This window comes from Bacillus sp. ABR (assembly GCF_056172715.1).
Genome location: NZ_JAOYSL010000001.1, coordinates 181,212 through 201,624, shown reverse-complemented (window position 1 = coordinate 201,624; position 20,413 = coordinate 181,212). Strand labels below are relative to the sequence as shown.

General features: G+C 40.8%; 19 protein-coding genes, 1 pseudogene and 1 riboswitch. Of the genes and pseudogenes, 1 reads left to right on the top strand and 19 read right to left on the bottom strand.

Going from position 1 to position 20,413, the window contains the following annotated elements; translation table 11 throughout:
• Positions 1-8: 8 nt before the first annotated feature.
• The 11 genes from OIT90_RS00920 to OIT90_RS00870 form a co-directional block, all read right to left on the bottom strand.
• Positions 9-1,427, bottom strand: coding sequence for a glycoside hydrolase family 1 protein (locus tag OIT90_RS00920; RefSeq protein WP_058838433.1), 1,419 nt, complete (start codon positions 1,425-1,427; stop codon positions 9-11).
• Entirely contained in the window at positions 1,399-3,306 is a 1,908-nt protein-coding gene (locus OIT90_RS00915; RefSeq protein ID WP_474892166.1) for a beta-glucoside-specific PTS transporter subunit IIABC, read from the bottom strand. Before OIT90_RS00915 ends, OIT90_RS00920 begins: the two co-directional genes overlap by 29 nt.
• Before the next feature lie 327 nt (positions 3,307-3,633).
• A complete protein-coding gene (gene licT, locus OIT90_RS00910; protein ID WP_048237864.1) occupies positions 3,634-4,467 on the bottom strand; it encodes a BglG family transcription antiterminator LicT in 834 nt (277 codons plus the stop codon).
• A 235-nt stretch (positions 4,468-4,702) separates the two neighbouring features.
• A complete protein-coding gene (locus OIT90_RS00905; RefSeq protein ID WP_144489804.1) occupies positions 4,703-5,518 on the bottom strand; it encodes a YwqG family protein in 816 nt (271 codons plus the stop codon).
• A 170-nt stretch (positions 5,519-5,688) separates the two neighbouring features.
• Positions 5,689-6,144 (bottom strand): methyl-accepting chemotaxis protein, encoded by a 456-nt coding sequence (locus tag OIT90_RS00900; RefSeq protein WP_404841210.1) that lies wholly within the window; start codon positions 6,142-6,144, stop codon positions 5,689-5,691.
• Positions 6,145-6,678: 534 nt separating this feature from the next.
• The gene (locus OIT90_RS00895) at positions 6,679-7,413 is read right to left on the bottom strand and encodes an energy-coupling factor transporter transmembrane component T family protein (protein ID WP_474892165.1); all 735 of its coding nucleotides are present in this window, start codon (positions 7,411-7,413) and stop codon (positions 6,679-6,681) included.
• Complete coding sequence (locus tag OIT90_RS00890; protein WP_474892164.1) at positions 7,403-9,001, bottom strand: ABC transporter ATP-binding protein; 1,599 nt, start codon at positions 8,999-9,001, stop codon at positions 7,403-7,405. The genes OIT90_RS00895 and OIT90_RS00890 overlap by 11 nt, the downstream gene beginning before the upstream one ends.
• Positions 8,976-9,575 (bottom strand): ECF transporter S component, encoded by a 600-nt coding sequence (locus OIT90_RS00885; protein WP_474892163.1) that lies wholly within the window; start codon positions 9,573-9,575, stop codon positions 8,976-8,978. Before OIT90_RS00885 ends, OIT90_RS00890 begins: the two co-directional genes overlap by 26 nt.
• Positions 9,572-10,258 carry a thiaminase II gene (gene tenA, locus OIT90_RS00880; RefSeq protein WP_025093767.1) on the bottom strand — a complete coding sequence of 229 codons (687 nt, stop codon included), beginning with the start codon at positions 10,256-10,258 and terminating at the stop codon, positions 9,572-9,574. Before tenA ends, OIT90_RS00885 begins: the two co-directional genes overlap by 4 nt.
• Before the next feature lie 87 nt (positions 10,259-10,345).
• Positions 10,346-10,449: riboswitch (TPP riboswitch) on the bottom strand.
• Between the two features lie 56 nt (positions 10,450-10,505).
• Complete coding sequence (locus OIT90_RS00875) at positions 10,506-11,633, bottom strand: hypothetical protein (protein ID WP_474892162.1); 1,128 nt, start codon at positions 11,631-11,633, stop codon at positions 10,506-10,508.
• Between the two features lie 139 nt (positions 11,634-11,772).
• On the bottom strand, positions 11,773-12,429 hold the full coding sequence (locus OIT90_RS00870; RefSeq protein ID WP_144468129.1) for a type 1 glutamine amidotransferase domain-containing protein: 657 nt from the start codon (positions 12,427-12,429) through the stop codon (positions 11,773-11,775).
• A 258-nt stretch (positions 12,430-12,687) separates the two neighbouring features.
• Here OIT90_RS00870 and OIT90_RS00865 point away from each other — a divergent pair, with 258 nt between their 5' ends.
• Positions 12,688-12,852, top strand: a complete 165-nt coding sequence (locus OIT90_RS00865; protein WP_003214630.1) for a hypothetical protein — start codon at positions 12,688-12,690, stop codon at positions 12,850-12,852.
• 35 nt (positions 12,853-12,887) lie between these two features.
• Here the strand turns inward: OIT90_RS00865 and OIT90_RS00860 are convergent, their stop codons facing one another.
• The 8 genes and pseudogenes from OIT90_RS00860 to OIT90_RS00825 form a co-directional block, all read right to left on the bottom strand.
• Positions 12,888-13,259, bottom strand: a complete 372-nt coding sequence (locus tag OIT90_RS00860; RefSeq protein ID WP_034281380.1) for a DUF1304 domain-containing protein — start codon at positions 13,257-13,259, stop codon at positions 12,888-12,890.
• 5 nt (positions 13,260-13,264) lie between these two features.
• A complete protein-coding gene (locus tag OIT90_RS00855) occupies positions 13,265-13,519 on the bottom strand; it encodes an ORF6C domain-containing protein (protein ID WP_039182618.1) in 255 nt (84 codons plus the stop codon).
• Positions 13,520-13,724: 205 nt separating this feature from the next.
• Entirely contained in the window at positions 13,725-16,106 is a 2,382-nt protein-coding gene (locus tag OIT90_RS00850) for an immune inhibitor A domain-containing protein (protein WP_039182623.1), read from the bottom strand.
• Positions 16,107-16,295: 189 nt separating this feature from the next.
• Positions 16,296-16,589, bottom strand: coding sequence for a putative quinol monooxygenase (locus OIT90_RS00845; RefSeq protein WP_039182626.1), 294 nt, complete (start codon positions 16,587-16,589; stop codon positions 16,296-16,298).
• A gap of 25 nt (positions 16,590-16,614) precedes the next feature.
• Positions 16,615-17,253, bottom strand: a complete 639-nt coding sequence (locus tag OIT90_RS00840) for a nitroreductase family protein (RefSeq protein WP_039182629.1) — start codon at positions 17,251-17,253, stop codon at positions 16,615-16,617.
• A gap of 13 nt (positions 17,254-17,266) precedes the next feature.
• Positions 17,267-17,751, bottom strand: a pseudogene (locus OIT90_RS00835) (MarR family winged helix-turn-helix transcriptional regulator).
• A 140-nt stretch (positions 17,752-17,891) separates the two neighbouring features.
• Positions 17,892-19,193, bottom strand: coding sequence for a pyrimidine-nucleoside phosphorylase (locus OIT90_RS00830; protein ID WP_039182634.1), 1,302 nt, complete (start codon positions 19,191-19,193; stop codon positions 17,892-17,894).
• 25 nt (positions 19,194-19,218) lie between these two features.
• Positions 19,219-20,400 (bottom strand): NupC/NupG family nucleoside CNT transporter, encoded by a 1,182-nt coding sequence (locus OIT90_RS00825; RefSeq protein ID WP_039182637.1) that lies wholly within the window; start codon positions 20,398-20,400, stop codon positions 19,219-19,221.
• Between the last annotated feature and the right edge of the window lie 13 nt (positions 20,401-20,413).

Genomic DNA, 20,413 nt, shown 5'->3' with positions numbered 1-20,413 from the left:
TTTTTCTTTTATGCATCCAAATGTTCACCATTAGTCGCAATCACTTGTTTATACCAATCGAAGCTTTTCTTTTTCTTTCTATCTAATGTACCGTTTCCTTCGTTATCACGGTCGACATAAATGAAGCCGTAGCGTTTTTTCATTTCAGCCGTTGATGCGCTGACTAGGTCAATTGGGCCCCAGCTTGTATAACCGATCAGGTCTACTCCGTCTGCGATGGCTTCTCTCGCCTCTAGCAAATGGCTTCTGAGGTAATCAATTCGGTAATCGTCTTGAATTGATCCGTCTTCTTCTACTTGATCGACAGCACCCAATCCATTTTCTACGATAAACAAAGGCTTTTGGTAGCGGTCATACAGCTGATTCAGTGTTGTACGAAGTCCTTTCGGATCAATTTGCCAGCCCCAATCACTTGCTTCTAGATAAGGGTTTTTCACACCTTCAAATAGGTTACCGCCAGTAACTTGTTCAAGAACCTTTGGATCTGTACTCGTCACAAAACTCATATAATAACTGAAGCCAATATAGTCAACTGTATGGTTTCTTAAAATGTCTTCGTCCCCGTCTTGGAACTCAATGTTGATGTCATTTTCAAGGAAATAACGTTTCATGTAACCTGGGTAATAGCCTCTTGCCTGTACATCTGAGAAGAACAATGTTTTACGGTCTTGCTCAATTGCAGCAAACATATCCTCTGGTCTTGAGCTGTACGGGTATGTGGTCATCGCTGCAATCATACAGCCAATTTTTGCATCTGGAATGATTTCATGTCCTGCTTTAACAGCCAGAGCACTTGCAACAAATTGGTGATGCGCTGCTTGATATTGAATGCTTTTCTCGTCTTCCCCTTCTTCAAATACAAGCCCGCCGCCAGTGAAAGGTGCATGTAACACGACATTGATTTCATTGAAGGTCATCCAATATTTCACTTTATCTTTAAAGCGAGTAAACAATGTTTTAGCGTATGTTTCATAAAGATCCACAAGCTTACGGTTTCTCCATCCACCGTAGTTTTTCACAAGTGCAAGCGGCATTTCATAGTGAGAGATCGTGACAACTGGCTCAATTCCATGCTTATGCAGTTCATCAAATACTTTTTCATAAAAAGCGAGGCCTGCTTCATTTGGTTCCGCATCGTCGCCATTTGGGAAAATACGCGGCCAAGAAATAGATAGTCTGAAGCTCTTGAATCCCATTTCTGCAAAGAGTGCAATATCTTCTTTATAGCGATGGTAGAAATCGATGGCATCATGATATAAGTTTAGGTCTTTCATTGATTCATCGAATGGATGCATAATACCATTTGGCGATACATCAGCTGTCGATAAGCCTTTTCCATCTTTATTATATGCGCCTTCAACTTGGTTAGCTGCAACAGCGCCGCCCCATAAGAAACCTTTAGGAAATGTTTTTTCTAACTTGTTCATGTTGAATGCCCTCCTCTTTTTCTTCTACACTGACTGTAAGCAGTGTCTCTTTCACTGTAATCGCTCCATCTGTTTTCGCATCAACTTGAGCATAATCATTTGTGTTGGTAACAATAACAGGCGTGGTCACATCATAGCCTTCTTGCTGAATACCCTTGATATCAAATTCAACGAGCACATCCCCTGCTTGTACAAGATCACCGGACTGCACATGACTTGTGAAATACTTTCCGTCAAGCTTTACCGTGTCAATCCCAACATGAATAAGAAGTTCTGTGCCTTGGTCGCTCTTCAAGCCAATGGCATGTTTTGTGTGAAAAATGGTTTCAACCTTGCCGTTGAACGGTGCAACAACGCGTCCAACAGTTGGCACAATGGCTGTACCCTTGCCCATGATTTCATTAGAGAATGTTGCATCATTTACTTGATTGAGCGGCTTTAATTGACCTTCAAGCGGGCTTTGTACCACTTCATTTTGAAGCGCTGCTGTATCTTTCTTATCTTCTGGTTTGTCTGCTTTTGTATCTTCTTTTACTGGTACATCTTTGAAGCCTAGAACAAGTGTCATGATCGTTGCTACAACAAATCCGATCACTAAACCGATGATTGAGTAGACAAATGTTGGTCCAATGAATGTTGGGAGACCTGGGAGGCCTGCTGATCCAGATATCACATATGATTTTACTTTAAAGATCGACATGAACACGCCGCCTGCTGCTGCACCAATGAGGGCTGCAAGGAACGGTTTTTTCAATCGCATGTTCACACCATACATAGCAGGTTCAGTAATACCCATTAAGGCTGTGATACTTGTAGACATCGCCAATGATTTGAATGTTTTGTTTTTTGATCTTAAGAAGACACCGAATGCTGCGCCTGCTTGTGCCATATTCGCTACAAACATCATTGGAAGAATAAAGTCAAAACCGTTTAATGTAATGTTGTTAATCATGATTGGAAGCAGTGCATAGTGCATGCCCGTAATGATCAATGGTGACATGAACCCGCCAATCAAGAGTCCGGCCAGAATACCTGCATGTTTAAACAATAAATCAATTCCACCTGAAAGGCCATTACCGATAATTCCACCAAGTGGTCCAACCGCGATGAGCATAACCGGTACAACGACAAGAAGTGTAACTGTTGGAACAAGGATGATCTTTAATGATTTTGGACTATATTTTTCTGCGAATCTTTCAACATATGAGCCGAGCCAAATGGTAAGAAGAATTGGAATCACCGATGAAGAATACACAACGGCAACCACTGGCAAGCCGAGAAATTCTGTATTTCCCGCACCCAGTAAACCGGTTAACTGCGGGTGCAGTGCTGCTGCTGCAATGGCAGCTGCGATATACTGATTTGTACCAATTTTTTTGGCTACGCTTACAGCAAGTAGAATCGGTAAGAAGTAAAAGGCTCCATCTCCGATAGCTGTTAAAATCGCATACGTGCTGCTTTTATCTGATATCCAATGGAATGTGAGCATAAGTGCCAAAATCCCTTTGATCATACCGGCTCCAGCGATGGCTGGAAGAATCGGTGTGAAGACACCAGAGATAAAATCAAATAGCTTTGATATCACATTTTGTTTTGACGCTTCTTCTGTACCGCCTGATTTTACATCTGTTGATAGTCCAGAGTCAGCAATCATCGCTTGATAGACATTTGAGACATCATTGCCGATAATGACATGATATTGACCTCCGCTTTGATTCACGCCCATGACGCCGTCTGTTGATTGCAGCTTTTCTTTATCTGCCTTGCTTTCATCGTATAAGTTGAAGCGAAGTCTTGTCATACAATGTGTGACTTGCTTAACATTTTTTTCACCGCCGACAAGTTCTAGCACTTCTTTTGCTGTTTGTTTGTGGTTCATTGTGTTACCCTCCAATCGTTGATTTCATCTTGATATAGAAAAAACCTAAACATCCATTAATGTCCGAGAAATAGCGATTCAGACATTAATCGATATTTAGGTTTTGCCTGCTTAACCAGTAACAATCCTTCATAGCGATTGATCGTTATTTAATTTTTATAAGTCTTTAGATATAAAAAAACCTAAATCATGCCTTATCAAAGATAGGGACAATGATTTAGGTTTTGCCTGCTTGACCAGTAACAATCCTAAAAGATTGTGGGTTATTTAGTTTATAGTTATAAATTATCATGTTAATTTTGTGATGTCAACGCTTTCTTTTTGAATTTATTTTCTTTTTATTACTCTGTCTATATGCAAAGTTAAATATAGCATTTCATCTTCTATGAGACTTCGGTTGTATTCTTTTTGAACATAATCGTTAATTTTTTCTGCGCACTGAAAAGCGGCGGTGTTTTTCTCTTTTACCACTTCATACAGAAACTCATTTTGATTTTCCATTTGTGTTTCGTTAAACAGACGCTGACCAAAAAACTTCAAATGCGTCACAAAACGGAAATAATTTAATGATTCCTCATCCAAATCAATTTGAAAGTGATACTTAACAATGTTTAAAATATCTTGAATGAGCTTGGTGATTTGAATAACGTTTGGCATTTCCTCATTGAGCTCTGCATTGACAATATGCATGGCAATAAAGCCGGCTTCATCCTCAGGAAGATGGATGCTCAGCTTGTCCTCAATGATTCGAATGGCTTCTAAACCGCATATAAACTCATCTTTATACAGCCGTTTGATTTCCCAGAGCAAGGCATTTTTGATGTCCATTCCTTTTTGATGACGTTCAATGGCAAAGGTGATATGATCCGTCAGCGTCACATAGATGCTGTCATTTAAATTTTTGTTAAGGGTTGTTCTCGCATGCTCAATAATCGCCTCACACACTTGCATATACTCGATTGGAATATCATAAAGCAGGGTTTTGAATTTTTCTGATATATCTTTATTTTGAATTGAAAACACTTTTTCGATACGTTCTTCGTCAATTGGGTCTCCGCTTTTCTTTTGAAAAGCGATTCCTCTGCCCATTATGACCAGCTCATGCTGCTCGTCATCATACGCACTGACAACATTATTATTAATTACTTTCGAAATAATCAATTGATACCCCCCAGTACATTCCGCTTTTTCGAGCATTTTATCTTTGATTGATATGTCATGTTATTATTATTTTCAAAAAAGAGGACTTTAAGATGATTTTACATTTTTTTTTGATCCGGTCAACTAGAAAGAATGACATATTACCTCTCAAAAATGACGAAATAGGGGCAAAAAAGTCTAAAAACATACACAAAAACACTCTATAAAGAGTGTTTAAAGTGTGTTTTTTACAAAATTAGGAGCAGTCCCAATTATAGACAACATTCTCGAAATTTTTTCGTTTGAGGTCTTCTGGTTTGATAAAGAAGTTGGCAATACCGCAATCTCCCCACATCAAATCTACTTCGTCATCTGAGTCAATTTGTAATAACAAAACGGTATGTTCTTGATCTACATAGGTACGCGGGTCTTCTTGTGTAAACCCTGGGTACCCGCCCAATTTGTGACCAAAGCCACTCGCTGTTTCATAAAATTCATCCAGCAGGGCATCTGCTTCATCGCCATTAACACCATCTGCATCTTCGAATAGGTCCCAGCTGTTCTTTCCTGTGACTTTTTCAAAGCGGAAATCTCCTACACTAATCGTTTCGCTTGCTAATTCACCTGTAATTGCGCCTTCCTTCGTTACAGGAAAATAAAAATCGTCTGGAATTTTCACAAAAGAAAAATCAGTCAATAACTCTTCTTCTGCCAAGAAAGGTTCCTCAATAAATTTAATTCGAAAATCTTTTTGCTCTGTTTTATGGTCAATATTCATTCCATAAAGATCATCATGCACAGAAATAAATACTTGCAAAATCCCTGTTTCTGGATAATCCTTCAGCTTTGGCAGCTGGCCGAAATTAATTTGCGCCAAAAGTTTCATAGGATGCCCTTCATCATCAACCGGATATTCGTCGTTTTTGGGGAAGTAAGGATCACCAGCTATTTTGCTGTCGTATGGTCCTGTTTTTCCTTGTTTCATCTGCAATTGTATCATTGGTTTTTCCGTTTCATCTAACAACGGACGGTAGGGTGCAAGTATTTCTTGCAGCTTTGCTGATTGTGTCACGATGATCTTCCTCCTTATGAATAGGTCTAATGACAAAACTAGTCTCTCTTTTTCTATCATACAGAAGTGTATCCTGCCTGTCAGCGATAAAACGGTCATAATCCTAACAAGTTTCTCACCTTGAAATGATAAAAAACCTCCAATTCAGGTGGAGGTTTTATCGTTTTTTTTTATTTCACTTGATAGTTCACTAAGTCGTTTGCTAATGCTTTCATTGTTTCGTTTGTTTCATGAAGGCCTTCAATAATTTTTGTAAAAGTGCCTACAAGTTCTGCCTGATGCTCAGAGGAAGCGACAATTTGCGCAATTTCTTCTTCCATTCCTTTGATCGATCCCTGCACATCTTTTAGGGCTGTTTCAATATCAGTTGTCGCCTGTTTCGCGTGAGTAGACAGCTTTCTCACTTCTGTTGCGACCACTCCAAAGCCTGCTCCTGCTTCTCCCACTCTTGCAGCTTCTATTGATGCGTTGAGTCCAAGTAAGTTCGTTTGATCAGAGATACCTTTGATGAGATTGGACACTTGATTGATTTTAGAGGAATTTTCGACAGTGGTTTTCGTATTTTGTAGAATTTGTTCACTTGTCGCTTGTAGTTCCTCTGAATGTGCGGCAACCTGCTGTACCATTGCGACTAGTTTTTCGGAAGCTTCATTGCTCTCCGTCATGATGTGCTCTAATCGTTGTTGATTGGTTTGGTCATAGGCCACACAGAAGGCAGCAACCACTTGACCTGATTCATCAGTAATTGGAACGGCTACGATATCCATTGGAATCCCGTATACTTCTTTCGGAATTTGGATAAACGATGGTTCTCTCCCATTTTTCAGCATCGCAAAGTTTTGGAATCCAGGATCTACTGTATCACCAGCTTTAAATCCTAAATCAATATTCCCATGTTGCTGATAATAAAGAACCTTCTCTTTCCCTAAAACAGAAAAGGTTAGCTGTTCTCTCATAGCAAGTCCAATGATTGGTAAAGCGTCTATTATGTTATCAATTCTCTGTGACATTCGCTTACGTTCATCCTCTCTTTTTCTCAGTACATCTTCTTTATCGGTTCGTTATATGATCTATTACAGCCTGTAATGTGTACTAATATCAATCAAATGACCTAAGACATATAAAAAGCCCACATTCTATCAAGAGAATGTGGGTGTTTTTTAAACATAGTAAATGCACATGAAGACACTGATACCGATGAGAAAAAGATACATATAGTCAATCCATGAGGTGCTGATGATATGATAATACGTTCGCTCTCTCGTCCCTGTGAAGCCCTTGGCTTCCATTGCAATCGCTAAGCGTTCTGATTTTCGTACGCCCTGCGTAAAAAGGGGTAATGCATAACGCATAAAGGCCTTCCAGCTGTTTTTTTGCTTGTAGCCTCTGATTTTATGTGCAGCTTTCATTTGTTTTAATTCACTTTGAAATAACGGAATAAACCGGAACCCGGCAAGCATTCCATACGCCCATTTTGGGGACATTCGGCATTGATGAATCAAACTCATCATAAATGCCGTCAAATCTGTGGTGGACGTAAAAAGGAGGCCAAATGTTACAAATCCAAGCATTCTGAAAGCGATGGTGAGACCATTTCTTAAACTCTCCTCCGTGATATGAAACCACGCCCACTTCCAAACAGTATGATCCCCCTTGCCGAAGGCCGCCATCATCCAAAAGACTAGAATAAAAAAGAGCAGATAAGGGAGAAGTCTTGTGATGAGATACTTCATATTCCATCCACCTAAAACAAGTCCAATGCCAAGAGCAAACAGCCAGATGATAAAGGTTGTTTTAGGATCAGATATCGCCATGAGGCAGCCCATCGCAAGCAGGTGAGCGAGTAATTTCATGACTGGATTCACAGTAGAAAGAAAGGAATGATTACTTTGCAATCGTCAGCACATCCTTTCTTTCTGCCACATAGCGATAATGTAAAGGAGCTCTCAGCTGATAAGCATCGACAAGTTCCTGATTTGAAAATATATCATAAGGGGGACCATCATATATATGCTTGCCTTGATGAAAAAGAAGCACTTGATCGGCACATTCATCGACAAGTTCCATATCATGTGTAACCATCACAATGGTCGTGCCTTGGCGCTGCCGTTCTTTTAAACGCCTCATTAATTCCTTCGCTGTTTTTTCATCCTGACCGAAAGTCGGTTCATCTAACAGCAATACATCTTGATCAAAAAGGAGCATCGTGGCAACACTCAATCTTCTTTTTTGCCCTAAACTTAAGGTGAAGGGATGTGCTTTTGCATGCTTCTCTAAACCGAACTCTTTCAGCAGCTGGACCGTTTTTTCTTGTACGACTGATTCTGGCCAGTTTCGCTGTCTGCCGCCAAAGGCAATTTCATCGAATACTGTGTCTTGTATAAATTGAAGCTCCGGATTTTGAAACACAAAGCCTGCTTTTTCATAGAGTAGTCGGTCAGACCATTTTTTAAGGTCTGTTTCTTTTAAGAAAATATGACCTTTTTTAGCTGGCTCTAAGCGGATCAAATGTTTGAGAAACGTACTTTTTCCGCTCCCATTTTCTCCAATAATCGCCACCCAATCTCCTGCTTTGATATCAAGCTGAAGATTACTCATAATCCTTTTTTTCCCGTAGCTTAATTGAAGATTTTCTGTACGAATCATTGTCTCTCGTTCGAATGACGGCACTTTTTCATGCTTCGCTTTTCTTGCTTCATAGGTTTGCATAAAGGTTTGACTTAGTGGATGAAATGGATCTTGAATAATCGTGGACCATTTCTCGGGAAATAATTTTGGCCGCCAAATTCCTGCCTCTTTCATTTCTTCCTCATATGTCACGAGCACATCTTTTGGAGCCCCATCTGCTAAAATGCAGCCTTGATCATCTAATAAAATCACCCGATCCATCCATTCGATGACACCGTCTAGCACATGTTCTACAAAAATCATGGTTTGTTGCTGATCGGCTGCAAGCTGCTGCAGCAGTTGAAATATGTCCATTCTACCTGCTGGGTCAAGCTGTGCGGTTGGTTCATCAAAGAATAGAACATCCGGCTGTAATGCTAGTAAACAAGCAAGTGCCAATCGCTGCTTCATGCCGCCAGATAAAGTGTGAATCTCTGTATGCGGATCAACATTCAGTTGGACTTTTTGCATGAGTTGCTGAATGATATCATCCATCTCTTCCCGAGGGACGGAACGGTTCTCTAAGCTAAAGGCAATTTCTTCATTGACGCGGTGCATACAAAACTGAGAGTCTGGATCTTGAAACATGACGCCTGTATGTCTTTGTAACACCACTTCACCCTGCATGTCTGCTTCCACATGCTCTGGAATGATTCCAGCCAGAACCGAAATGAGCGTGGATTTCCCGCTTCCGCTCGGTCCTAAAATAAGCACCTTTTCCCCTTTTTGAATCGTCAGAGAGATTTGATTTAAAACAGGCTTAGGCTGTTCATAAAAACGAACAGTCAGATCATTGCACGCGAGAAATGAATTCATGCTGTTCACCTTTGTTTCGTTTTTCTTTCATGATGGCATATTGATTCAGTACACCTGTTTTGGATAGTGCGTCCACCACCACTTTCGCAAGGCAGCCGCCAAGTATCATTCCACTAATAATTTGAGTCACAAGGGTCATAAGTAAAACTTGAGGCGTGTAATAACTAAAGCCATTTGCCACGAGACTGTACGCCATCGCTCCGATAGCGGCAAAGGCACCAGACAGCATCAGTGTCCACATGCGGTATCGTTTATACCCAAAAAGAGCAAAGGCGATTTCTGCCCCAAGCCCTTGGCATACACCAATCAGCAAAGCTGAAAGTCCGAAGTGGCTGCCTGTCAATAATTCCACAGCCGCGGCAGCTGTTTCCGCAATCAGGGCAGCCCCCGGCCTTTGAATGATATACGCAACGATTGGACTAGCAATGACCCATATTCCAAACATGATATTGCCTCCTGCTGGGCCAACAAGTGCTGTAATCGGTAAGTAAAGTGTGGACCATCCTAAATAGATCACACCGCACGCAACGGATAAAATCACAGCAAGGACGACTTCTTTCATCTTCCATGTCATGATGAATGCACCTCCAGTTGAACTGGCCACTCTTCAACAGTGAAGGCCATTTCCCAAAACTTGTATTCGAGCTGGCAACTTAAGATAAAATGCTGTTTCATTTTTTCCTTTTCCTTCTCACTTGCTGCTTCCGCCAATTGATCGAGCCGCTTGCAAAGCTCACCTGTGACAGAATCGGTTAATCCTCCATAAAACGTGATCCATTCATAAAACGGATGTGACGGGTCTGGCTGCACATCTGTGAGCATTCGTTTCCCTATTTCCCAATATGTCCAAGGACATGGAAGCAGGACAGCGATGATTTCACCAAGCGTACCTTCCTGTGCGACTTGCAGCATGTGATGAATATAGTGATGAGCACTCGGAGCCAAAGAAGCACCTTGGAGCTCATCATATGCTACTCCTGCCACTCGGCAAAGGTTTTGATGGGGGTGCGTTTCACTATCTAGTACAAACGCAATCTGCTGATGAAAAAAAGCAATATCCTCTCTGTCTGTACATCTGCTAAGCGCTGCTGCATAAATTTTAATGAATGCTTGTAAGTATTCTGCATCCTGTTTGACATAATGAATGATCTGTTCCTTTTCCAGCTTTCCTGCTGCCAGGCCTCTGACGAACGGATGCTGATAAATGGCTTCAAATAACGGTTCTGCTTCTTTCCTTAATTGCGTAGAAAATGTCATAAAAAAAGCCTCCTCTTCTTCAGTTGAATAAATGAAAAAGCCACCCCAAATGGAGCGGCCTTCTTATCGATTCAATCATGAATAAGACAAGGTCCAGCTCCACTTCCCTCCGCTAGTACGAACTAGATCAGGTTCAAAGGGTCCAAGATTTTCTCTTGTCTCAGTCATACATGACTCCCCTAGTGGACTTTTGTCATTTAATTATCTTTACTCTACACATGTGGCGATTTGATGTCAACCGCCTTTCTTAATTCAACGTTCTGATTGTTGGCAGTTTCTCGATCCCTGCAGCATAGTAGAAATTCAACACACTGAAGAAATCGATCGGCTTTCCTGTTTTTAAATCTACAGCTAAAATATGATCACCGTAATTTGTCATATCATCAATATCTAAGCGTCTTGGTGTCGTCTTCCCAAGTGTATCAACAAAGCTACTATGGTAGTACTGCCCGCTAGCAAACGATGATTCATGATACATAAATAAAGTCTCCACATCTAAGTAGACGAGAATGGCCTCTGAGGAACTTGCGTATGGAGCAGAGTACGACACTGGTGCCGAAATACTTTTCACCTTCACACTGTCAACAGAATGAGTTCTCTGTTCATATTTTCCATCATATGAGAAGTAAAATACACGCTCCCATTTATAATCGGCGATCTTAGATTGTTTGTTATATACTTTTGTACCATTTGCGAAAACATCCCCATTGGCATACGTAGCGACAAAGTATTGCAATGTTGATGACAGGGATTCAGCACCTGTGAAATTTGGTGGGTTTTTGGCATTCACCTGTAATGTATATGAGTCTCCAAAGTCTCCACCGCTGGTAATACCAAACGCATAATCACCCGCTGGTAAATTGCTTAACGCAATCAGACTGCCTGCCGGTTGAATAAGATCCGTTGGGTAGGCTTGTCCTGTTTCATAATCAACAACAAATAATTGAACGAAATAATCAGGGTTTGAAGAGGTAATCCGGCTGATGAGTGCCTGAGGTGAAGATGTGCTTAAAAACCATAAATCAACTGGGTCGTCCTCTGTTAAGACAGCCGATTGATTTATGGCTAGTCCATCAATGGAGCGAACGGCAGACGTGCGCATTTTGCCATCTTTAGCAGCTTTTCGTTTGATACTGATTCCTTTCTTCTTATTCACTTTAAATGATTTTTTCACTTGCTTCTGTTGGATAGCGGTTCCTTCATCCTGCTTTAAAAACGACTCTTGCACTTGCTGAATCGCTTTTTCTGTCAGTGGTGATCGTTTCCCACTTGATTTTGGTGCTTCTTCTGCTTTTAATGCTGGTGAAAACAAACCTGTTGCGACGAGTAAAACAGACAGTAAAGCTGCAGTGATTTTGACATAAAATGCTCTCACAGGAACATCCCCTTTTCCTCATTTGGGTTTTTTACCCTGTGATAATTTTACCATTATTCCAATCATTGTTTTGGTCTTTTTTGGGACATTTTTATAACAAAAAACCAGCCGCATGAGTAACGGCTGGTTTTTGAACGTTTTATGCAATAGTTTTGACAAACAAACGTGCTGTTTCTGCACTTGATCCTGGGTTTTGTCCAGTAATGATTTGACCGTCAACGACAGCAAATGGCGCAAAGGCATCTCCTTTTTCAAACGCTGCCCCTTGCTCACGAAGTTTTGTTTCCAATAAAAATGGAACCTTTGATGTCAGCTGCACGGCTTCCTCTTCTTCGTTGGTGAAGCCTGTGATTTTTTTGCCTTCGATAAATGATTTGCCATTTTTGTCCTTCACATCAACGAATGCTGAAACACCATGACAAACGGCTCCGATCGCACCATTTTTATCTGAAACCGCTAAGATCGCCTCCGCTACCAATTGATTAGACGCAAAGTCGATCATAGGGCCGTGTCCCCCAGCAAAGAAAATGCCGTCATAATCAGCTGGATTCACATCTGTAAGCGCCTTTGTGTCTTGAAGTCGTTCATACACATCTTGATATTGCGCTGGGACACCTTCAGGAATTGAATTTTTGTCAATTGGTACAGTGCCACCTTGAATAGAGACAATTTGTACTTCTAGTTCATTTTCTTTAAAAATATGAAATGGCTCTGCTAACTCTTCTAACCATAAGCCTGTTGGATGTCCATTCATTTCTGGGCTGCTTGTCGATACTAATAACACTTTCTTACTCATCTTGATCATCCTTTCGATTTATCCTGTGGTTATTTTATATTTTGCACAATTAAATATCAAGCAATATGACTTCGGGTCAGTTCTTTATGTTATACCCGATTTTCTAAAAAATATGGTATGACTCAAAATCTAATCAATATGTCACATTCTATTGGTAGGGAATTTCATGTAAAATTGTCATTGAGTGATATAATATGAGGAAAGATTGACAGATCTCTCGTGTCACATGAGGGGATTTTTAAAGGAGTGGAAAAAGAGATGAAAACCTATTCGATTGTGATGATCATCATCACGCTCTGTATAATATTGGCCGTCTTTTTGATGAACCTAACAGGGGTCATGTACGGAAAAATCATTTTGGCCGTTGCTGTTGCCCTTTGTCTGACATCCATTATTCGTTTGATGGGACTTCGAAAAAGATAAAAGCCGCCCTTTCTAGGGGCGGCTTTATTTTAAGATTAGATCGCCAGCATCAGTGCAATTAATGCAAGAAGCGCTGGTACTCCTTGTTTGATGATAATTGATTTATTGGATGTTACACCGCCAAATACTGCTGCGATGATCACACAAAGAATGAAAAATAGCTGAATCATATATCCAACAGTATTCGATCCAAGAATGAGTCCCCAAATGAGTCCTGCTGCTAAAAACCCGTTATAAAGCCCCTGATTAGCAAACATCACTTTGACATTTGGATCTTTTTGCAAGTGTTCTGGCAGCTTAAAAGATCTCTTCGCCATCTTTGATTCCATAAAAAACATTTCTAATAACATGATGACAATGTGTTCTAATGCGACAATTCCTACTAAAATCATTGCTAAAATATTCAATTTAGTTAATTCCTTTCTGATAGACGGTCACGAATCTCTATTTTGTCCGTGTATAAATCGAAGTCTTGTATTAATTCTAGCGCTTCTGTAAAGCGACTTTGTGGAATGTCTTTCATTTTTCTCACGCCGAATTCCTTTTTAATAAAAGCCATGATGGTATTGATATGAAGCTTACCATGACCATCATACTCCAAATGGCTGCAAAAAGTCTGCATCGTCCCTCGAATCACCTTTAATTGCTTGGCAGTGACATAACTCATTGGTAACGCTCATCCTTTCCTTTGTTTTAACAGCTAAAAGAATCATGGTTGAAAGAAAAACCTTCCAGGCTCTATTATATAATGGTTTCATTCGGATATCAAAATAAAAAAGAACAGACATTCGATTAAAAACCAAATCGTGTCCTTATAATCCTTTTCTCACATATCAAAAAGCCGAATTCAATAGTAGAATCCGGCTTTCTATTTAGTTACTTTTCGAAATTAACACCTTTCCAACAGAACGATCCTTACTTTGTCCAACGACTTTAAAGGATAATCCATAGTTCGGTACATCGCGTCCTGCATCTGGGTTATTTGGATTCACATAGTTCTTTTTATCACTAAATGTACGAGTCGGGCGAATGTAGCGATCTTGCAAAGTTAAGCCCGTTGTTGCTGTATAATCGATATTCAGCTTCGTACTTGGATTCAAAGAGAATGCTGCATCATGTACTTGGAAGCCTGTGGCAGCAATGGAACCGTCACTCCATTTTAATACTTGCTGATCTGCATCTACTACGCCAAGGAAGCCGTTCCCCGGATGCTTTCCAACCCAGTTATCACTGTATGATTGATCGACTAACCACACGACCAAACCGTTATTATAGCTCATCAGACTTGCACCACGTTTAATATGCTTTAAGCCTTTATCGACATCAGCATAAGAGCGCCACTCTAGTAAATAGTATTGTGCTGCATATTGTTTTCCATTAGATTTTGAGAATCCATTAAAGGTAAAAGTAGATGTATCCTCGGCATCATCTGACCATACGTTCGTTCCATCTGCTTTGACGTTCAGATCATCTACAAATAAACCTGGAAGTGAATAGCCTGCATCGGTTGTGTAACGGAATTGCAGGTCGATTTTCTTCCCTGCATAAGCAGACAGGTCAAAGGATGCATCTACCCAGCCGTCTGATTTTCCATCGATGCCATTGCCTTCGTTTGCACCTGCTTCATTTCGATCATTCGTGATGTTACCCGCGATGGTCTTCCATTGATCAGTCCCTGTTTCACGCACTTCGACATACGCATAATCATAATCTTCTTCAATATCGTACCATGCTTTAAATGTCAGCTCTGCTTTGCTTCCTTTTGACAAATCAATACCTGTTGTCGTCATGGTTGCATTCAAATTGTCACCCGTTCCGCTGAAGTACGAATATTTTCCTTGAGCAGGTGTCGTAACGACAATCTCTTTATCTGGTAAATCGACTCGAACGGCATCATGGTTCGTTCCTTTTGTTGCTGCTTCATCAATTAAGACGGTTTTGCTTTTCTTTAATGTTTTACCATCGATGGTTTGTCCAGAAAGCCAGTTGCCCCCATGTAGATTTTGAAGCATTTCTTTCGCATATGGGCTAAAGCCTGTTGGTTCCGTGCCAGGCACTTTACCTGCCCAGCTTCCGCTTGACATGATCGACCAGTAAGAAACGGGCTCTCCGTTGCCTGTGTACTGTGTATCGTACTCGTCAGGAAGACCAAGATCATGTCCGAATTCATGTGTAAACACACCTGCTGCGCCATCTTCAGGCTCAATGGTGTAATCCAATGCGCCTATTTTCCCGCCTTGTCCGACTTCAGATTCAGTATCCGGAATTTCAAATACATCACCAAGTGACCAGCGGTGTGACCAAATCGCATCAGCGCCAAGTTGTCCGCCGCCTGCTTCTTCACCTACACCCGCGTGAACGACCATCAGATGGTCAATGATGCCGTCTGGCTCGTTATAAACACCGTCGCCATCAATATCATAGCGGTCCCATTGATCATACTCCCCAAGATCAACATTTGGATCTTTTGCTGCTGCTTCGAGTGCTTCTTTTACCAATTCGCGCGGTCTGCCGTCACTGCCTGAATCGTCAGGTACGTTCCCTCCGTAATAAGCTGCTTCATGCTTCGCTGTATACCATCCTGCAACTGTTCCACTGACTGTGTAACTGCCGCCGGACTGCTTTTCATAATATTGCTTCATGGATACTTTTCGTTTCCCATCTGGACCAATGTAGCCATTTTTTCCGAAAAGCATATCTTGATAATGCTGTTGATCAAACTTGTCATAATACATATCAGTCTCTTCTTTTTTGATACTATTATGCTTATAATCTTTAAAATCTACTAATAAAACCAATACCTTATCATTGCGGACGTCACCTTTATACTTTTCCTTTTTGACCGGCTTTACTTGATTGCCTTCTTTTCCTTTATGCTTCTTTAACTTTTTCTTTTTTGCAAGTTTGTTATGTACCTCTTGTTTGTATTCTTTCAGGAATTCAGGCTCTTCTGTTAAGGTGCTGGCACTTTGTTTCATTGCCGATTCTTCTTTTTTCTTTAGATAGTTCTTTAATGCTTTTTGGGTTTCTACCTCATTGGCATTCTTTTTGATCTTTCCTTGTTTTTTCAAGGCTTTGACGAGACGGTCTTCATTTACGACACTTGAGTCAAATGGAATACCTGAATAATGACCGCCATCAGAGGATGTTGATTTTTCTGTGGTGTGGGCAGATAGAGGGGTGCTGAAAGCTGTCAATGTTCCTAAACTTAGGACAGCGGTTAGTGCAATTTTCGTCCATTTCCCTTGTTTCATTTTGGTTCCTCCCTATTTTGGTAATAAATAATATCTAATTCTAGCATATTCCAATATAGTTAAGTCGAAAAACATTTTATTTTCAGAAATTTTGTGGAAAATGCACAATACGTGAATGAAATGGGTGGAACCATATGTCGAAAATAAAAGAACCCTAGGCGATAACCGCCTAGGGTGTTTGTTGTTTTTCTATGAAAGCTGCTGGCCTTGAAAGGCAACCACGTCAAGTGGAGCGGCTAAGAATTCTTTTGCCTTCGCTACGAACGCTTGGAAATGAGCACTTGCATTATGGCTTTGAACCGCTGCGTCATCTTTCCACACTTCTACCATTAAAAAGGTATTTTCCTTATCTGTATCCTTGAACAGCTTGTAGGAAACATTGCCTTCTTCAGCCTGTGAAGCTTTCATTAATTCATTGATTTCTTCTAAAAATACGTTTTCTTTTTCTGGATGAATGGTCATCCCTGCATGAATAATAATCATTTGATCGTCTCCTTTTGAAAAGATATTATTTCCACTCAGCAATACGATCAACCGGTAAACGGTAAGATGCATAGCCTTCGTCAGCTGCTTTCCCAATTGATAGCAGCATGACTGGTACATAACGTTCTTTATCCCAGCCAAATGTTTCAGCGATTACTTCTTTATCATATCCGCCAATTGGATTTGTATCATAACCGTGTGCACGTGCAGCAAGCATAAGCTGCATAGACACAATCCCACCGTCAATTAAAATTGTTTCGCGGTTCACTTGCTCTGGAAGAACTTCAAAGTGTGCAGTTAATGCAGCAATTTGTCTTTCTTTCACTTCTTGCGGCATGTAGCCATGCTCTACTGCTTTTGAATAAATTTCTTCTAAGTATTCATCGCTTTTCATATCTGCAAAAACTGCAATGACAGCTGCTGATGTTGACACTTGTGTTTGGTTGAATTTTGCAAGTGGTGCAAGCTTTTCTTTTCCTTCTGGGCTGTCAATCACCATGAAGCGCCAAGGCTGTGCATTCACTGATGATGGTGCAGTTGTTGCTTCTTCTAAAATCTCTGTCATTTCTTCTTTGCTGATTTTCACAGATGGATCATAGTTACGAATAGAGCGGCGCCCTTTCATAATTTCCATAAAATCGTTTGTTTTTAATGTTGTAGCCATGTGTAACACTCCTTTAGGTTGTTTGAATCTTTTCGATGTTTTGTTGTATACGGATGAGCACATCAGTGAGAAGCCTTCGTTCTTCTTCACTTACGTTTTCAAGCATTTCTGAGATAAATCGTTCTTTTTCTATTTTAGAAGCTTCGATTCTTGTTCTGCCTTCGTCTGTTAAGCGAACAAGTGTGACTCGATTGTCTTCTGGTTTTCTTCTGCGTGTGACCATTCCTTTTGTTTCTAACTGTTTCAAGTGACGCGTCACAGCTGCACTATCAATATTTACTTTTTTCTGCAAATCTGATTGGCTGATTTCATCGGCTTGGAATAACAGCGATAGCAACTCAAGTCTTGATTGACTGATGCCCGTGCATGCTTCGAACTTCACGCCCATCATACGGTTCACGCACTGCAAACGATATAATACCTCTGCCTCTTCAGAGCAAAATGCAGTCAATGCCATCCCCTCTTTTCTATTCAGAAATCAATTACTTGATATATCAATCATTGACTCGTCAATTAATATACACCCATTGTTTGATGATTGCAAGAGGTTTGTTTCATAAAGTGAATTTTTTTATTTCAATAGAAAAAGACGAGCATAAAAAAAGACAAAAGCGACGAATCACTTTTGTCCTTTTTCTTTATTCAGTAATGACCGTGTGGATCAATGTTGGTGCATCGGCATGATCAGCGATGCGGATGTTGTCATAAATTTTCTCCATGACATTTGCAACATCTTCTCGATTCGCATGCAGAGTCACAAGTGAATCTCCTTTTTCAACACGATCGCCTACTTTTTTGTTCAGCATGATGCCGACAGATAGGTCGATATCATCCTCTTTTGTTGCGCGTCCTGCTCCAAGGATCATCGCTGCAACACCGATTTCATCCGCGACGATTTCAGCTACGACACCTGATTCTTTTGCAGGTACTTCGATTTTGTAAGGTGCTTGCGGCAGTTTTTCAGGCTGATCCACAATTGAGCTGTCTCCACCTTGGTTTTCTAAGAATTCCTTGAATTTCTCAAGTGCTTTGCCGTTTTTCATCACTTCAATCAGCTTTTCTCTTGCTTCATCAAGTGTGTCTGCTTTTTTCGCAAGAACGACCATTTGACTTCCTAATGTGAGCACAAGCTCGTTTAAGTCTTCAGGACCTTCGCCTCGAAGCGTATCAATCGCTTCTTTCACTTCAAGAGAATTTCCAATCGCTAATCCTAGCGGCTGAGACATGTCAGAGATGACCGCCATCGTTTGTCTGCCTACGTTGTTTCCGATGCGCACCATGGCCTTTGCAAGCTTCTCTGAGTCTTCTGGTGTTTTCATGAAAGCACCTGCGCCTGTTTTCACATCAAGTACAATCGCATCTGCACCAGCAGCAATTTTCTTACTCATAATGGAGCTTGCAATAAGCGGAATTGAGTTAACAGTTCCTGTCACATCACGAAGAGCATACAGCTTTTTATCAGCTGGTGTCAGGTTGCCTGATTGACCAATAACCGCTACTTTATGACGGTTCACGAGCTCGATGAATTCGTCTTTTGTAATTTCTACGTGGAAGCCTTTGACCGCTTCAAGCTTGTCCACTGTACCGCCTGTATGCCCAAGGCCGCGCCCAGACATTTTCGCAACAGGTACATCTAGTGCCGCAACAAGAGGAGCGAGTACAAGCGTAGTTGTATCACCTACACCGCCTGTTGAGTGCTTGTCTACTTTAATACCCTCAATAGCAGACAGGTCAATTGTATCTCCTGAGTTCGCCATAGCGAGTGTTAAGTCTGCACGTTCTTGATCTGTCATATCTTGGAAGAAAATTGCCATAGCCAAGGCACTTGCTTGGTAGTCAGGAATTGTTCCGTCCGTATAACCTTTGACAAAGAAAGAAATTTCCTCTGAAGATAATTCTTTTCCGTCACGTTTTTTCGCAATGATATCTACCATTCTCATTGTTTTCACCATTCCTTTTTTTAAATTAGAAAATTAAACCGACAACACCTGCTGTTAAGAAGCTGACAAGAGTTGCACCGAATAACAGCTTTAATCCAAAGCGTGCGACAACGTTCCCTTGCTTTTCGTTTAAGCCTTTGACTGCTCCTGCAATGATACCGATAGAAGAGAAGTTAGCGAATGATACAAGGAATACAGAAATGATCGCTTCTGTACGAGCACTGAATTGGAAAGCATCACCGGATAGAATTTGCATTGCCACAAATTCGTTAGATACCATTTTGGTCGCCATAATGCTTCCTGCTTGTACCGCTTCGCTCCAAGGAACACCAACAATGAACGCAAATGGAGCAAAGACATATCCAAGTACATCTTGGAAAGAAACACCGATGGCAGCTGTAAAGATACCGTTAATCATCGCAATTAATGCAACGAATCCAATTAACATTGCAGCAACAACAATCGCTACTTTGAAACCATCCATAATATATTCGCCAAGCATTTCGAAGAAGGATTGTCTTTCTTCCTCAACGACTTCAAGCATATCTTCGTCCTTAGATACTTCATATGGATTGATGATCGATGCGATAATAAATCCACCAAATAGGTTCAGCACAAGTGCTGTAACCACGTACTCTGGCTTAATCATTTGCATGTACGCACCAACAATCGACATCGATACCGTCGACATTGCAGATGCACATAATGTATAAAGACGCTGCTGAGGTAATAATCCAAGTTGTTTCTTAATAGAAATAAAGACTTCTGATTGACCTAAAATCGCAGACGCTACTGCGTTGTAAGATTCTAGTTTTCCCATACCGTTTACTTTACTAAGCAAATATCCGATTCCACGTACGATAAGCGGAAGAATACGCCAATGCTGCAGGATACCGATTAACGCTGAGATAAAAACGATCGGCAGTAAAACATTGATGAAGAACGTAGACGCTTTATCATTCATTAACCCGCCAAATACAAAGTTGATTCCTTCGCCGGCATAGCCTAGAAGCATTTGGAATCCTTTTGCAAAGCCTCCGACTAGGAAGTTTCCAACACCTGTATTGAGCAGGATATAACCTAAAATAAATTGCAGTACAATCATGACAATTACTGGACGGAATTTCACTCGTTTTTTCCCATTACTAGCCAGCCATGCAATGGCGAGAATCACTAGCAAACCGATGATACCAATCACGTATTTCATGTTTTTCCTCCTT